14 protein-coding genes are annotated in these 15,984 nt (G+C 60.8%); 5 read left to right on the forward strand and 9 right to left on the reverse strand.

Translation table 11 applies throughout. The features are described 5' to 3' along the window. Positions 1-72: 72 nt before the first annotated feature. From B2246_RS02480 to B2246_RS02490, 3 genes are all read right to left on the reverse strand, one after another. On the reverse strand, positions 73-408 hold the full coding sequence (locus tag B2246_RS02480; RefSeq protein ID WP_286962548.1) for a 4Fe-4S dicluster domain-containing protein: 336 nt from the start codon (positions 406-408) through the stop codon (positions 73-75). Beyond that, complete coding sequence (locus B2246_RS02485; RefSeq protein ID WP_286962549.1) at positions 405-2,054, reverse strand: FAD-dependent oxidoreductase; 1,650 nt, start codon at positions 2,052-2,054, stop codon at positions 405-407. The genes B2246_RS02480 and B2246_RS02485 overlap by 4 nt, the downstream gene beginning before the upstream one ends. Before the next feature lie 120 nt (positions 2,055-2,174). Beyond that, a complete protein-coding gene (locus B2246_RS02490) occupies positions 2,175-3,206 on the reverse strand; it encodes a fatty acid desaturase (RefSeq protein WP_286962550.1) in 1,032 nt (343 codons plus the stop codon). A 272-nt stretch (positions 3,207-3,478) separates the two neighbouring features. Between B2246_RS02490 and B2246_RS02495 the strand changes: the two genes are divergently transcribed. After that, positions 3,479-4,429: a Bug family tripartite tricarboxylate transporter substrate binding protein gene (locus B2246_RS02495; RefSeq protein WP_008652370.1), complete on the forward strand. Its 951-nt coding sequence runs from the start codon at positions 3,479-3,481 to the stop codon at positions 4,427-4,429. 63 nt (positions 4,430-4,492) lie between these two features. Then, complete coding sequence (locus B2246_RS02500; protein WP_286962552.1) at positions 4,493-6,142, forward strand: rhodanese-like domain-containing protein; 1,650 nt, start codon at positions 4,493-4,495, stop codon at positions 6,140-6,142. Positions 6,143-6,283: 141 nt separating this feature from the next. On the opposite strand, the gene B2246_RS02505 is transcribed toward B2246_RS02500, so the two are convergent. From B2246_RS02505 to B2246_RS02515, 4 genes are all read right to left on the reverse strand, one after another. Continuing rightward, a complete protein-coding gene (locus B2246_RS02505; protein ID WP_286962553.1) occupies positions 6,284-6,697 on the reverse strand; it encodes a DUF4260 domain-containing protein in 414 nt (137 codons plus the stop codon). Positions 6,698-6,803: 106 nt separating this feature from the next. Next, positions 6,804-7,601, reverse strand: coding sequence for an alpha/beta hydrolase (locus B2246_RS02510; protein ID WP_035883321.1), 798 nt, complete (start codon positions 7,599-7,601; stop codon positions 6,804-6,806). A 220-nt stretch (positions 7,602-7,821) separates the two neighbouring features. Beyond that, positions 7,822-7,983: a DUF6726 family protein gene (locus B2246_RS29145; RefSeq protein WP_411431799.1), complete on the reverse strand. Its 162-nt coding sequence runs from the start codon at positions 7,981-7,983 to the stop codon at positions 7,822-7,824. 253 nt (positions 7,984-8,236) lie between these two features. After that, a complete protein-coding gene (locus B2246_RS02515) occupies positions 8,237-8,968 on the reverse strand; it encodes a MipA/OmpV family protein (protein WP_286962594.1) in 732 nt (243 codons plus the stop codon). Between the two features lie 214 nt (positions 8,969-9,182). On the opposite strand from B2246_RS02515, the gene B2246_RS02520 reads away from it, so the two are divergent. From B2246_RS02520 to mqo, 3 genes are all read left to right on the forward strand, one after another. After that, positions 9,183-9,905, forward strand: a complete 723-nt coding sequence (locus tag B2246_RS02520; protein WP_008652362.1) for a response regulator — start codon at positions 9,183-9,185, stop codon at positions 9,903-9,905. Between the two features lies 1 nt (position 9,906). Further along, positions 9,907-11,208: an ATP-binding protein gene (locus B2246_RS02525; RefSeq protein ID WP_186425729.1), complete on the forward strand. Its 1,302-nt coding sequence runs from the start codon at positions 9,907-9,909 to the stop codon at positions 11,206-11,208. Positions 11,209-11,485: 277 nt separating this feature from the next. Next, the gene (gene mqo, locus B2246_RS02530) at positions 11,486-13,201 is read left to right on the forward strand and encodes a malate dehydrogenase (quinone) (protein ID WP_286962555.1); all 1,716 of its coding nucleotides are present in this window, start codon (positions 11,486-11,488) and stop codon (positions 13,199-13,201) included. Between the two features lie 259 nt (positions 13,202-13,460). Here the strand turns inward: mqo and B2246_RS02535 are convergent, their stop codons facing one another. Beyond that, positions 13,461-14,423, reverse strand: coding sequence for a Bug family tripartite tricarboxylate transporter substrate binding protein (locus B2246_RS02535; protein WP_286962557.1), 963 nt, complete (start codon positions 14,421-14,423; stop codon positions 13,461-13,463). A 46-nt stretch (positions 14,424-14,469) separates the two neighbouring features. Further along, the gene (gene argH / locus B2246_RS02540) at positions 14,470-15,972 is read right to left on the reverse strand and encodes an argininosuccinate lyase (protein ID WP_286962558.1); all 1,503 of its coding nucleotides are present in this window, start codon (positions 15,970-15,972) and stop codon (positions 14,470-14,472) included. Positions 15,973-15,984 lie beyond the last annotated feature (12 nt).

Below are 15,984 nucleotides of genomic sequence, written 5' to 3' on the forward strand. Positions count from 1 at the left end.
ACGGGACTGGCCCTTGCCAGTCCCTGGTCCGGCGACAGGGTAGCAGTCGCAGACTGCGAGCGACTCCCTCGCTCAGCGGGCACCCGGCATACTGAGGAGCTGATATGAGTCGTCTACGCCCCGCTTCTCCGGAAATCCGCGATTCCAGCCAATGTTCTTGCGGTAGCTCCCCAGCAGTTCCTCGCGCACCAGCGATTGCTCGCTCACGCCGGTCGAAGCCTCGGCGTTGGGAGAGACGAACATGGCATCCTCCGGGCACCAGGCCTCGCACATGAAGCAGGTCTGGCAGTCGGCCTGTCGGGCAATGGTCGGTGCGGCCTGAGGCACGGCATCGAACACGTTGACCGGGCAGACGCGGACGCAGATGTTGCAGCCAGTGCAGCGGCCTTCGCTAATGAGTTCGATCATGCGGCAATACCTTCCTGCTCGGCCCTGGCTTGCGCCGATCGCGGACCACCTTGAGTGTCATAGGCCAACGGACGGGCCCAGACCTGGTCCAATCCTCCGCTGACGATATGGTGGTGCTGCGTGGGATCCAGCTGCAAGTGGTCGTAACGCTTGTGCATGCCGCGTGATTCCTTGCGGGCGAGGGCGCTTGCGTACATCCAGCGTGCAGTGGCAAGCATGGCCGCTGCCTCGCGCGCGGCAAGCATCTGCTCCACCGCCGCAGGCGCGGACTCGCGCACGCCGAGCCACGCGTCATCGAGACGACCGAGCGAAGGTGCAAGTACGTCGGCGTGGCGAAAGTAATTGCGGTCGAATGGGAATACTTCGTCTTGCACGGCTCGGGTGAGCGCGGCAGGATTGATGGTCTGGCGGCCGGCACCAGAAATGGCCGCGACTCCGGCGCCCCGCGTCGCGCGCTGGTTGGTGCCGCGCTGGAGTGCAAACCTCGCCGCCCCTTGGCCGGCCCATGAGCCAGAGGAAATCGCCCAGGCTGCATTGTGGCTGCCGCCTCCGGTAAATCCGCCGCAGATGGGCTCGCGTGTGGCGGCATCTCCGGCGGCATACAGGCCGGACACGCTGGTGGCGCAGTCTTCGCTGGTGATACGCAACCCGCCGGTTCCGCGTACCGTGCCTTCGAGTCGCAGCGTGACGGAAAAGCGTTGCGTGAAAGGATCGATGCCCTGACGGTCGAACGGCAGGAAGAAGTTGGGCTGCGAGGCGCGCATGGCCAGGCGTGTCGCCTCATCGGCCTTGTCCAGCCGGGCGTAGACCTTCTGCCGATTTAGCTCGCGCGCGATCACGCTGCGCCCCCCTTTGGATGCGGCGCCGGGAATCACCTCGCCAGCTTCATCGGTGAAAGAGGCCCAGTTGTAGAACATGGTCTTGGTAACCGAGCCGCTCTCGGGCGCGATGGCATAGGCATTGGAGAACTCCATGCCAGACATGTCGGCACCCACTTCCGCACTCATCAGCAATCCGTCACCAGTGAGGACATTGCAGCCGAGCGCACGACTCAGGAACGCGCAGCCACCGGTGGCGATGACGACTGCTTTGGACCTGACTCGCCATTGTGAGCCGTTCTGGCGGTGAACACCGCGCGCGCCAGCCACGCTGCCATCGTCAGCCTGCAGCAGTTCCAGCGCGGGGCTTTGGTCCAGAATCTTCACGCCCGCCTGCACCACGCGTTTGCGCATCAGCCGCATATACTCGGGCCCCTGCAATGACACGCGCTGTGAGCGGCCCGTCGCATCGACGGGGAACGGATACCCGTGATCGGCCAACTCATTCATGCCATGCCACGTGCGGTCCAGGACGCGTTCCATCCAGCGATAGTCCGCCAGCCGACCACCCATGTCGTAGCGGCTGTCCATGGCGGTCTCGCGTTTGCCTTCGTCCGGCGAGATGTACCACACCGTGGTTCCTGCCGCCGCCGTCGCGCCGGAAGAGCCGCAGTATCCCTTCTCCGCCAGCACGACGTTTGTGGCGCCGTTGCGTACGGCCTCCAGCGCAGCCCACGTACCTGCGGGACCGCCGCCTATCACCAGGACATCTGCTTCCAACTCGGTATCTGCGGATGACGAGGATTTCGTGCGCCCGACCTGATTCATTTGTCATTCCAAGGTTTCATGCAGCAACCAGCAATGCTAGGCAACACATCCCGACATGGGAATGAAGCTTTTGGCATTAGTTAGTGCGCAAACTGGCGCACGACGTCTGTCCGACGTTGCCTACCAGCGCGGATGGACCGGGTCGAAGACTGAGGTGCGCCAGAAGCGCTTGGCGATCTCGGCATAGCCACGGTAGTAGAAGCCGCCATTGCCGTGTAGTACTGAGGCGCGATGCGCGCGGAAATAACGGGGGATGTGATACCAGGGCAGAGTGGGAAACAGGTGATGCACATAGTGGAGGTTGTTGTAGAGGTAAAGCAGACCACCAACGCTGTTGGATTCCACGATAGCCGTGCGTTCCACTGGACGTTCACCCCAGCGATGCTCGGTGAACGTCCGGAGCTGACCGAGCATCATGCCCGGATAGACGAAGTACAGCAGGTACTCCCACCAGCGCATGCCGGCCAGCGCCAGCGCGAAGTACAGCACGGGCGTCGCGGACAACGCATGTATCGCCCAGATCTTCAGACGACCGAGATCGCCTGCCATCAGGCACCGATACTCATTGCGCGCGAGCCGTATCAGACGCAGGAAGGGGCCGCAAATCAAACGCACCGGCAGGATCTGATTGGCGCGATAGATCGCGCGCCATGTGGCGCTCATTGCCTGCCATTGAGTGGAGCTGTGGTACGCGGTTTCCGTGTCTTTCTGGGGATGGGTGAGATGGGCGTTGACGTGGTGCGTGCTGTGTCCCTTGTTGTAGAACGGATACGGCAACCAGAGGTTGATGGGTGGCCAGACTACGGCAGTACGCAACCAGATCGGCAGGTGCCGCATGGCGTGAATGGATTCGTGCTGCAGGGAAAAATGGAGCTGCGCGACATAGCCGCCCGCCAGGAACAGCAGCGGCCCGGGGATGCTTGCGTGCCACCAGACCAGCGCGGCCCACGCGGCATAAAGTACGGCGGCCAGTGCAATGGTGGGAAGTTCATAGCGATCCCAGGCATGCGACGAGCGTTCCGGCGCGGGTAGCCGCGTCGAGTGGGCCGGCGATGTGCTGGAGTCGGTCGCCGGCACTCGGGCCTTTCCTGTCGGCGCGCTTTCGATGGTCTTGGTGGCTGGGCCAGTGCTCGCGGGCGTGACAAGGGACATGATGGGCAAGTTCGTATCACGCCAACGCTCACCATGTAACGGACGAGGGCAGGGCGCGGTCGGTGTCTGGAGAAATAGTTGCCATCGTAGGAGGCTTGGCCGCGCCGTCGCAACGAAGATTCGGATATGTGAATACACGAATTTCTTCGTTCCCTTGGGTATTCGCTTCGGCATCCAATAGATGTCTGTTTGCATCACGTCTAGCGAAAATTCCAATGAAGCACTCACATCAGCAGCGCAGAAGAATCGGGTTTAACGGGGTCATATTCGGCATGCTGGTGTGCCTTGCAACGTGGTTGCCAGGGGCGGATGCCGCGCCCACGGATGCCTATCCCAGCAAGCCGATTCGGATGATCGTGCCGTATCCCGCAGGCGGCATTGCCGACAAGGTGGCCCGCGATGCGTCCGATGAGCTAGGCAAGCGCCTGTCGCAGACGATCGTGGTGGAGAATCGCCCGGGCGCGGCAGGCAATATCGGTTTTGAGTGGGTGGCACGACAGCCCGCGGACGGCTACACGCTGTTGCTGGCACCCGCTTCCAACCTGACGGTACAGCCGGCGTTGTTCAAGCATCTGTCCTACGATCTGGATCGCGACTTCACCCCGGTTTCCCTGCTGGTGCTAACCCCGCAGGTGCTGGTGGTGAACCCGAACTTTCCGGTGAACTCGGTGCGGGAACTGATCGACTACTCGCGTGCGCACCCGAATAAGGTCAATTTCGGGGCAAGCATCGGCTCCTATGCGCATCTGGCGGGCGAGAAGCTCAAGACAGAGACTGGCGCGAACTTCACCTCCATTCCGTATCAAGGTTCCGTGCCGGCTCTCAACGATCTGATGGGCGGACAGATCCAGTTCATGTTCACGGAGATGGCCACTGCGCTGCCCTATATCCAGGGCGGCAAGTTGAAGCCCCTGGCAGTCGCCTACAAGAGCCGCGTGTCATGGTTGCCCAACGTGCCGACACTGAAGGAGCTTGGTTTGCAGAATTTCGAAGTGACGTCCTGGTACGCCATCGTTGCCCGCAGTGGAACGCCCCCGCAGATCATCCAGCAACTGTCGCGCGAACTGAACAACATCGTTCAAGCGCCTGGGTTCAAGAAGCGCTACACCGATATCGGGGCAACAACGGTGGGCGGTCGTCCGGAGGAGCTCGGCAGATTCGCGCGGCAGGAGGCCGTCCAGTGGATTGAAGAGGTCAAGCGTGTGGGCATCGAGCCAAACTGAGTTGGATGTCTTGCTGCATCTATCGCATTGAGATAAGCAACGATATCCAAGGGAGTTGTTTCGATGGCAAGCATTTCGCCGCCACGTCTGAAGGCGTGGCTTGAGGAGGGAAGCGAGCTGGCGTTGCTCGACGTCTCCGAAGGGCGCTATTTCGCGGCGGGTCACATCGTCGCGTCGCGGCACCTGCCGTTGTCGCTGCTGGAGCTCGAAGCGCCGCAGATCCTGACGCGGCGGGACGTACCTGTCGTCCTGGCCAGCGCGGATCCGCGCGCAGGCGCGGCGTCCGAACAGGTTGCGCGCGCTGCGGCTGTCCTGCGGCGGTTGGGCTACCGGGAGATCCATGAACTCGAAGGTGGGCTTTCCGCATGGGCGGCGAGTGGCGGCGTCCTGATCGATGGCTACAACGCCTTGGTCAAGGCGTTCGGCGAGGAAGTCCGCAAGTACTACCGCGTGGATGAACTGTCGCCAGAGGCGTTGGCCAGGCGCCTGGATCAGGGGCAGCCGACAACCGTGGTGGACGTACGCACGCTGGCTGAGCATCAATTCAGCACGTTGCCAGGCGCGCTGAACTATCCCGGCACGGAATGGCCGCTGCGAGATTTGCCGCAGCGCGAACCGGATCACTTGTGGGCAGTGCACTGCTTCAGTCGGACGCGCGGCGTGATTGGCGCGGCGACGACGCGCGTGGTACATGGCCAGCATGTGCCGGTGGCATGGGTGGGGGATGGTGTCATGGCTTGGGTCGTTCAGGGCGAAGACGACGTGCGACAGGCACCAGAGCCGGACGACGTGCTGCCTCCCCTGATTGAGGCGGACGCCGTGGCGCGCGCGAATGCGCTGATCGAGCGATACGCCTTGCCCGTGGCGGATACCGCCACCGTACAGCGGTGGCGTGGTGAGGCCACGCGGAACGTGCAGTGCTTCGATCTGCGGCCTGGCGCCAAGTCACGACCCGGTGTAGTGGCGGTGTCTGGCGGCCAGTTGCTGATGCACTTCGAGAACCTGGTGGCGGTACGCAACGCCAGCGTGGTGCTGGTCGACGAGCCGCATCGCCTGCGATCGGCAATTACCGCGTTCTGGCTGCTGCAGTTGGGCGAGGCGCAGGTCTACATCCTCGATGCGCGGCCCGACCACGACTTGGCGAACTTCGAAGCGGTGCTCGAACCGCCAATGCGGTTGCTGGCGTCTTCGGCGCAACCTCAGCCAGTTAGCGCCGCACAGCTCTTGCACCATATCGCGCACGCCGGCGCACGTGTCGTGGACGTGGGGCCGAGCATCGACTACCTGCGCGGGCATGTTCCCGGCGCTTCCTATGCGACCGCTTCGGAGCAGCGTGCGCTTGGCGCGGCATTGGCCGATGCGGTGGCCAACGGGCAGCGGTTGGTGCTGACATCGCCCGACGGCAGGCAGGCCTTGCTCGCCGCGCGAGACTTGCTGGATGCCGCGCGCAATGTCTATGGCAGCGCCACGGCGGAGAACGCGCTGCAATGGCTGCAAGGGGGCACGGATGCCTGGCGTGCCGCCGGCCAGACGCTTGAAACGGGGGCGGAAGATGATCGGTTGCTCACGCCTTTCCTGGATGACTGGGGTTCCATCATGCGCGTGCCCGAGTCCCAGCGCATTCCCGCATGGGAGCGATACCTCCACTGGGAGCGCAATCTCGCGCCGCGCGTGGCGCAAGATCCCGCCGTGCGGTTCCGGCTCTTTGACTAGGGCGGAAACGGGCCAAGGCAGAATGGGTGGGCCGCTTCCAGGCACCGGAGATTGGAGTTCGTACTTGCCATCGGCGTGAAGCTGAGAATGACATCGGCTTCACGCATTTCCTCCATGGCGGCGATTACCGCGCCGCCCGCGTTATGGACGACCACGTCGACGTCGGATTGCCGCGCCGCGGCGACCAATGACGCCCAAATGTGTAAAACGAAATCCTGATGAGTACTTGAGGCCGTAGCCCAACATTCGGTCGAATCCGATATGCGCAGTCCAGATAAGACCCGTTGCTAACGACGTTGGAGCATTGAAACATATGCCAGTCCCCAAAAGAAGCAGCGGGAAAGAGTACGAGTGAGCGACGTTGTAGATCAAGTGTCCGTGTTTTGAATTTAGCAAGTAAACGATCATTGATACATCCGGAACGAGGAATAACAGAAAGAAGAATTTCCATCCAATTCCAAGCTTTCCGTAAGCGAGTATCGACAGTATCAGTACGCATAGACCCTCGATCTGGAGGGTCAACTTAACCGCGCCATTGGCGGAGGGTTTGTTCATGTCAATGTTGATGATTCTTCCTACTGCGCCTGTAACTGCGCGAGCACGTCTTCATCACACGTGCCATTCATGAGCCGCCGAGGAATGGTTCGACTGTTTGCGGCGTTCACGGGTGTACTCCCACTGCGACGTCGATCTCCTGAGTCGCGGCATCGAGAAAATCCAGAACGCTGCTGACAACCTGCTCGCGATCGTTGTCGACACAGATCATGTGATAGCTGTTTTCGAGCACAACCACGCGCGCATCGGGCGCCGTGCGCGCAATGAAATCGGCGGATCTCAGACTGGTCAGTTCGTCCTCCCGTGCATGCACGACGAGCGTTGCACAAGCGAGGCGCGGCATGCTTCGTATGACTTTGCGGCGCAGCCGGTCCAATTCGCGGATACCTGCGAGCGGCACCCATCTATAGTGGAAGTGGTTGCCGCGCGCGAACTTCGTCTTCATGATGTTGCGCAGGCGGGAGTTCTTGATGCCGAATGGTTCGCTCTCTTCGATCTTCATCTTCGTACGCAGAAGCGGCAGGCGATAGGCAAGGTGACGCGCGGCGCGCCACCATGGGGTGCTCCATCCGTCGATATAGATAGGCGGAGAAAGCATGATGAGACGGCCTTTCTCATGTCGCTCCAGCGCACACAAGGTTGCCGCCAGGAGCGAGCCCATGGATATGCCTATCACGTGCACGACCTCGTGCTGATCGATGACTTCGCGGTATTTGGCCGTTACTGCGTCGAGCCAATCCTCGGCGCGCACTGAAGACAGCGCGTCTGGCGTGGTGCCGTGACCCGGTAGGGTGAGCGAATAGGTTTCGATGCCGCAGCGTTTCAGTTGCCGATGCATCAAGCCGAAATCGTGTTGGGTGCCGCCCAGGCCGTGAATCAGCAAGGCGCCGACGCGTGCCGTCATCGCTTATCGCTCCGCTGAAGGCTGGCGCCGCCGGACCGCAGCGACGAAGGCAGCACGAAAATTGCGACCGACCATCTAAAGGTCTCGATACATAGCGCCATCACGTAATCACCGAAAACATGGGATCTCGAAAGGAACTTACGTCTTGCATCCCTCGACACAACAATCAGGCACTTCCATTGAAACGGAAGTCTTCCGATCCATCGCGATAGCAACAGCATCAGGGATCGACGACCGCACCGCAGGCGTCGGTCGGCAGAGCGGCGAAGTGACCGACGAGAGGCACTGCCTTCAGGCCAGCCGAAACGATGCGACACGGAGCAGCCGCTACCCCGCACCCACTTAGCGCAACGCATGCGGTACCAAGCGCGAACCATTTGATCCAATGCGCGCACCGAACTTTTTCACGTCTGTTCAACTCATGTTGTTGATTCATGTTTGCCTTTCTGTTTCCGTGCGTCGACTCGATTGCCGCGCGTGATGAGCGCCAGGTCATACCGGGCTAATAGTCGGCCGTCGCACCGCAAGCGCGTGATACCCCAAGCGAGCCTGTGAGTACACAGGGCGACGATGGAGAGCCAGACTCTTTGAAAGAGCTCGCGCCCCGAAGGAACGAGAGCGATATGACACGCTGGTCAGTACCGATAGGTGATGGACGTCAGCCCGAACCAATTGGCTTGTTTTTGTACGATCGGACTGTTTCTCGATGAACCGATCAGGCGTTCCATGCCAACGGTTGTGTTCAACCACCAGCGCGGCGAGAACATATGGGTCCATGCAACGGACATCGTTGCCTGGTCGAAGCCGCCCTTGGCCGAGTACGGCTGGAAGCGACTTCTTGCCGCTTGCGCGGCGGTCACGCCGAAGAACGCCTGTGTGTATCGGCCACTGCCCGCATGCAGGGTTCCGGTTACGCTGATGTTGTCGTTCCCGGCATGTACGATCGGCATCGTCAGATCGACGTGACCGCTGATGCCTCGTGTCGTATGCGTGACCGGCTGGTCGAGCGTCACGCTGAATGTCGAACTGCCGAACAAGCGCACGCCCGCCTGCACCGACACGAGCAGTGACCCAGGGATGTTGCCCATCCCCTTCAGATAGTCCGAGCCTGGCCCATTGAAGCGGTTCTCGTCGGTACGGCCCATGGCATAGCCAAGGGCTGCCGATACGAACAGGCCGTTGGAAAACTGCTTGCGATACCCTGCGCCGTCGGCAGAACTGATGAAAAAGCCATTGCCAAATTGCGCTGCGAGTACGGGCCCAACCACCGGTCTATAGTCGCGGCTGCCTTCATATCTTGGCGCCACGCCGGTGGCAAGCGAGAAGAGATAGAGATTTTCTGCATGAGCGACCGAGACACAGCACATGGCAAGAACCGGGGCCCAGCAACAAAGAAGAGGATTGCGCACAGTTACGTCTTTTCGGGAAAGAAGTGCCGAAGTCTAGATACGGCCTGTGCGCATGTCTGTCTTGAAAGTCCGGGCAATTGTGCGCAATTGTGTTCAAGTTTGCGCGAGTGTTCAGCACGCACTTTGCGCACATCGGTTCAGATAAAATTCGCCGATTAGCGGGGAGAAAACGATGAACGAGATACCGCTCAAGCAGACGGTCGTACTGGTCGAGGATGACAACCGTCTTGCTGAGCTGATCGCCGAATACCTCGGCGGCTACGAATTCACGGTGACGATTGTTCGGCGTGGTGACCTTGCCGTCGCCGCGGTCCGTGAACGCGACCCGGCTCTCGTGATTCTTGATCTGATGTTGCCGCACATGGACGGCATGGAAGTGTGCAGGCGAATCCGCAGCTTTTCGCGTGTACCGGTCCTGATCCTGACCGCGCGGGTTGACGTGTTCGACCAGATTGCCGGCCTTGAGATAGGTGCGGACGATTACGTGGTCAAGCCAATCGAGCCGCGCGTACTGGTTGCGCGAGCCCGGGCGCTGCTGCGGCGTGCGACACGCGAAAGCGCGGTTGCGGCGGATGCAGGCGAAACGCTTGTGTTCGGCGAACTGTCGATCTCGCCGCCCAACCGTACTGTCACCTGGCGTGGCCAGGTCGTAGACCTCAAGACCGCTGAGTACAACCTGCTGCTGATCCTCGCGCGTGCTGCCGGGACCGTGCTGAGTCGAGACGACATCCTGAAACAGTTACGCGGCATCGAGTTCGATGGAATCGATCGTACAGTCGATTCCGGTATCTCGCGGCTGCGCCGTCGTTTCGAGGATGCATCGCAGGAGCCACAGAAGATCAAGACAATCTGGGGGCGCGGGTACCTGTTCAGCCCATCTGCCTGGGAGGAATGACGTGCTTCGTTCTCTGGTCAAGCTGTATCTGTTTGTGCTGCTGGGCGGTGGCGTTGCCATCACGCTGGTCAATCATTCGTTCCCTCAACTGTTTCACGGTCGCGTCACCGAGAACGTGCGCGACAGCGAGAGAACCTATGCCTTTGTGCTGGCGGACTATCTGCAGCGTCATTCCGGTGCCGAGCGCGAAGCTGCGATTGCGGCACTGCTGGCACATGGCAGCGAAGGCTTCAGCGTCATGACGATGCGTGATGTCATCCCATTGGTGGGTGAGGTACAACTGGCGGACCTGCGCGCCGGCAAGCTGGTGCTTAGCCGCAATACCAAAGAATATTATCTGCCTCTTCCCGACGGCACGATCATCCACGCCCACCCCGACGATGCCGTGAACCTTAGCATCCAGGTCTTCGCTTACGCGGTGATCGCTTTCGCGACCCTGATGTCTGTTCTGCTTTGGGTCCACTACCATTGGCGTGACCTGCGCAAACTTGAGGCTGCTGCACGTGCCTTTGGCGCGGGAAGTCTCTCCACGCGTGCAAGGCTGTCGAGGAAATCGAATATCTACGCACTGTCGCAACAGTTCAATGAAATGGCCCGGCGGATCGAAGCATCGATCCAGCATCAGCGCGACATGATGCATGGCATTTCGCACGAACTGAAAACGCCTCTCGCGCGGCTCGAATTCGGCCTCGCGCTGCTGCAGTCTCCGGACGCTGGCGAGCGAAAGCGGCAACAGGCGCTGCGGGCAGACGTGCGCGAGCTTGACGATCTTGTCACTGAACTGCTGACGTTGAGTAGCCTCGAGCAGGGTGAGCGGCACTTGGCGCTGGTCAAGGTTTCAGTCAGCGAGCTACTCGACAGCGTTGCCGCGAGCGTCTCGCACGACGTTGCCGACCACACGCTTACGCTCGCAGTGACTGTGGCCGGTGCCCCTACGTATCATGTCTGCGATCCAAAACTGGTGGCGCGGGCACTACTGAATCTGATTCGCAACAGCACGCGCTACGCGCACCGCTCAATCTCGCTGCGTGCATCATCAGGCGCCGGTGGTTCTCTGGTGTTGACGGTCGAGGACGATGGCCCTGGCATTCCTGCTGCGGATCGTGTGCGTGTCTTCGAACCGTTTCACCGGCTGGACTCGAGCCGCGACCGCCATACGGGCGGTTTTGGCCTCGGGCTTGCGATCGTGCGCCGCGTGGCGCTCATTCATGGTGGCGATGTGCGCCTCGACAGCGGGTCATGGGGTGGAGCACGCTTCATGATGACATTGCCGCCCATGCCGGATGAGGCCACGGTCGCGTAACGCTAGACAAGAGCCTGCGGATGTTGGGCTTTCGCCGGTATCGGTATGTGACTCAAACTACTCAAAAAATCATCCGTCTTCATTTCTGAATTAGGGTTTTCACCTAGCGCTTTACTCGGCGTGCGTTACAATCCGCGCTTTCGTATCGCTCGGCATGTGGAATCGCTTCCGACTCGCCGTGCACTGACAAGACAGCGCCCCCCCAGTCTGAATCAACGTTGGCAAGGTCCGGCTTGGTCAGTCTGTCGACGCTGCACGCATATTTGAAGTGACTCCCATGACTCAAACGGACAACAAGACCGTGGCTGGCCGCGGCGGCAAGCCTTTCACCCGTCGTAAATTCCTTGCAGCCGCCGTCGGTGCCGCAGCCGCATGGGGCGGATACTCGTACTTTTTCGGCAGCCAGTACCGCGCTGCGAAGGCGGATCGCAAGGTCGATGTGCTGCTGATTGGCGGCGGCATCATGAGTGCGACGCTCGGCGTCTATCTGAAGGAGTTGGAGCCGAACTGGACGTGTGAGGTTTTCGAGCGTCTGGATAAAGTCGCGGAAGAAAGCTCGAACGGCTGGAACAACGCCGGTACCGGACACTCGGCGCTTTGCGAGCTGAACTACACGCCGATGGATGATAAGGGCAACGTCCATATCACCCAGGCCATCAACATCAACGAGAATTTCCAGATTTCCCGCCAGTTCTGGGCGCATCAGGTGCGCAAGGGTGTTCTGGGCAATCCGCGTGAGTTCATCAACTCGACGCCGCACATGAATCTTGTCTTCGGACAGGAGAATCGGGAGTTCATTCGCAAGCGTGTCGAGGCACTCAAGGCTTCGCCTCTGTTCGCCGGCATGGAAATGACGACCGAACCGGCGAAGATCGCCGAGTGGATTCCGGTCATGATGGAAGGTCGCAAGCCCGATGAGGTGGTCACCGCCACGCGTTCGCCGCTGGGCACGGACGTGAATCTGGGCGAAATCACGCGTCAGTTCTACAAGCACCTGTCCGGCAATTCGGGAGTGAAAGTCACCACCGGGTATGAAGTGCGTTCGATTACGCGGAACGAGGACGGCACCTGGCGCGTGTCCGCGTTCGACACGAAGGACGGCTCCCAGATCCAGACGGTGGATGCGCGAAATGTGTTCATTGGCGCGGGTGGCGCTGCATTGCCGCTGCTCCAACTGTCCGGCATTCCCGAGGCGAAGCAGTATGGTGGTTTCCCGGTTGGCGGCGAGTTCCTGGTCACTGACAAGCCTGAGATCGCGTCGCGCCATCTGGCAAAGGTCTACGGTCTTGCGGATACCGGTTCGCCTCCGATGTCGGTGCCGCACCTGGATACCCGCGTGCTCGATGGCAAGAAGGTGATCCTTTTCGGGCCGTTTGCCACGTGGTCCAGCAAGTTCCTCAAGAACGGTTCGTATTTCGACCTGGCCAAGGCGACGACGCCGTCGAACGTCATTCCTCAGTTGCAAGTCGGCGCTCACGAATTTGCGCTCGTGAAGTATCTTGCGCAGCAATTGGCGCTGTCCCGCGAAGAAAAGATGGCGGCGCTGCGCCGCTACATGCCCGAGGCGAAGGACGAGGACTGGCGTCTGTGGGAAGCCGGACAACGCGTGCAGATCATCAAGAACGATCCGGAGAAGGGCGGCGTACTGAAGCTTGGCACGGAGGTCGTGGTGTCGGGCGACCGTTCAGTATCTGCGCTGTTGGGCGCTTCGCCGGGTGGCTCGACGTCGCCAGCGATCATGTTGTCGTTGCTCGAGCGCGTTTTCCCCGAACAGATGAAAACGGCGGCCTGGCAGCAAAAGATTCATGAGATCGTGCCCAGCTACGGAAAAAAGCTCAACGAAAACCCGCAGCTTCTGGCAAAGGAATGGGCGACCACGGCAGAAACGCTGCAACTGGCCATTGCTCCGCCAAGCCTGGACGGCGTTGTCCCGGCCACCGCCCCAATGACGAACCCGGGTGTGGTGAAGAAGGTGCCCGATATGGCCCTGTAAGGCCTGCGCTGCGCGCTGGGGCAGCACCCGGCGCGCGCGTCTGCTTTGCCTCCGCCGCTGGTGTCGAACCGAATAGGCGCTTGAACTAGCGGCTGAACTGCGCGGGACTCGTGTAGCCCACGGCGTGGCTGGCCGCCGTGTCGATGTTCTTTCGTTCGCGAGCGGCTGCTTCGGGATCCCCGAAAAAGGGCCCTCCACGAGGGAGGGCCAGTACTGCCCAGTGTTTCGCTGGCGGCGTCCGCCTTGGCAGAGTGTCGATTCAGTCCAGGGAGATTCTGGCGTGCTCGATCACTTCACCCCAACGTTTCCCTTCCTTTTCCATGAGTCGGGTCATGTCCGCACTGGAACCGGGGTACGGTCGTGCGCCTTGCTCTGCCAACTGCGAAATAAATCGCTTGTCTTTGGTCACGACCAGCAAGGTGTCTTGCAGCTTCCTGATCACCTCCGGTTTGGTACCGGCAGGCGCCATCAAGCCGTACCACGACTCGACAACTGCATCCTTTACACCGGCTTCCGCAAAGGTCGGCACGTCGGGAATGGCGGGGTCACGCTTTTCGCTGGCGACTGCCAGCAGGCGAACCTTTCCAGCCCTTGCATAAGGCAGCACGTTGGGCAGGTTCGCGAAGATGAGCTGTACCTGCCCCGAGAGCAAATCGACACCGGCCGGGCCAGCGCCCTTGTACGGCACATGTACGAAATTGGCTCCGGTTCTGGACATGAAAAGCTCACCAATCAGTTGATTGATCGAGCCGATTCCAGCGGACGCCATGTTCAACTTGCCGGGATTAGCCTTCGAGTAGCCAACCAGCTCTGAGACGTTCTTCGCGGGAGCATTGCTGGATACGGCCAGAACATTCGAAACGGTTGCGAACAACGCAACGGGAACCAGCTTCTTGGGATCGTACGGTAGCCGTTTGGTAAGCAGAGGCTGAACGGCCTGCCCCATCGAGCCCAGCAGCAACGTATATCCATCCGGGGTGGCCTTGGCGACAAATCCGGCGCCAATCGCGCCGCCCGCACCGGCCTTGTTGTCGACGACAACTGGCTGACCTAGCTGCTCCCCCATATGCTCGGCAACCAGCCGCCCCATCATGTTCACCGTACCACCTGCCGCAAAGGGCACCACCAGCATGATTGGCTTCGAGGGATAGGTCTCTGCGCGCACACCCAGGGGGAGTGCCGCGAGGGACATAAACAAGGCAAAGGACTTCAACTTCAACATAACCTGCGTCTCCTTCGGTATTTTTTCGTAAGCGTCAAGCTGGTTCTCAGGCAACCAGCTTGCTCACGGCTTCATTGAGTGCCAGTTGCGATCGACTCAGTCTGCCGCGCGCCTCGCTGACCCATTGGCGATCCGCAGCGCGTTCTTGCGCCGCGCGTTCGAGCAGTCGCGCAACCTGCTGCGGCCCGACGCTGCCTTCCGTAATCCGGGTTTCGACAAAGCGAACCGGATCGAGCGCATCACGTACCGCCGCGTCGCCCAGATTCAGCGCGATCCCGACCGTTTCGAGAGCTGCCTCATCGAGACGGCTGCTGGTCAACTGATCGGGACGCAGTCCTTGCGCCACGCAGTTGCGCACCGCACGGGCGACGATGTGGTGCACCTGACGGAAGGACAGACGTCGTTCACGCACGATGACGTCCGCCAGATTGCTCGCGGTGCACCAGCTTCCCTTGAGCGATTCGGCCATGTGGTCCTGATGCACGATCAGCGTTTCCATGACGCCAGTGAACAGATCGAGCATGCTTTCTGTCGTTGCCAAGGCCTCGTCGATATGTGCGACGGTACGCATGGCCTGGTCGCCGGTCCCTTCCGCGCGGAACGTGGCCAGCGCCGCGCTCAGCCACGTCACGGCAGGACCGGCGGCCTTCCTGATGGTTTCCAGCGCGACCGGGTTCTTCTTCTGCGGGAAGATGCTGCTCGTACCACAGTAGCTGTCATCGGATTCAACCAATCCGAACTCGGTACTGGACCAGATATGCAGGTCGGTAGCCAGATCGTTCAAATCGGCCATGATGAACGACAGTGCGCAGATGGCATCCGCGGCATCGAAAGCTTCGCGGCCAAGCTTCGAGTTCTCGATTTTGCCGTCGAATCCGAGCAGCTCCGTGGTTCGCTCGCGATCAAGCGGCCATGACGTGCCGGCAAGACCCACAGTTCCCAGTGGATTGCGGTTGACGCGTCCGTACGCTTGAGCCAGACGCTCGAAGCTGTCATGCAATCGGGAGCTGAAGCTGAGCAGATAGTGTCCGAACACCCATGGCTGGGCCTGCTGCATATGTGTGTAGCCGGGCATGATCGTGTGCGCGTGTCGGCGCGCTTGTTCGGCAATCGCCTCCTGGAACACGTTCAACTGGTCCATCACATCCAGCATGCGGTTGCGCTTGTACAGGCGGCGTACCGTGGCGCCCTGATCGATGCGACTGCGGCCGGTGTGCATCTGGCCGCCCACATCCTCGCCGATGGCGCCGAAGAGATACGACTCGATCTGCAGCAGAAAGCTGCCCTTGCGCACATCCACGGGAAACGCGGAGGGCTGCATTCTCCGAATGATCAGCAACTGCTCCAGGATGGCCCGACCGGTCTCCGCCGAAAGAATGCCCTGTTCCACCAGCATGGTCGTATGGGCAAGATCAACGGCGACGAACTCCTGAAACTGCCTGCGTTCGCGCTCGAGTCCTGGCAGTGCGTAGTGCTTCGTCAACCGGGAGGCAGGAGGCGAACTCAGGCGAGCCTCGGCGAGTAGTGTTTCGTGGGGAGTCGATGTCATGGTAACAAGCGA

It is taken from the genome of Cupriavidus sp. UBA2010, assembly GCF_002335265.1.
GTDB classification, from domain to species: Bacteria; Pseudomonadota; Gammaproteobacteria; order Burkholderiales; family Burkholderiaceae; genus Cupriavidus; species Cupriavidus metallidurans.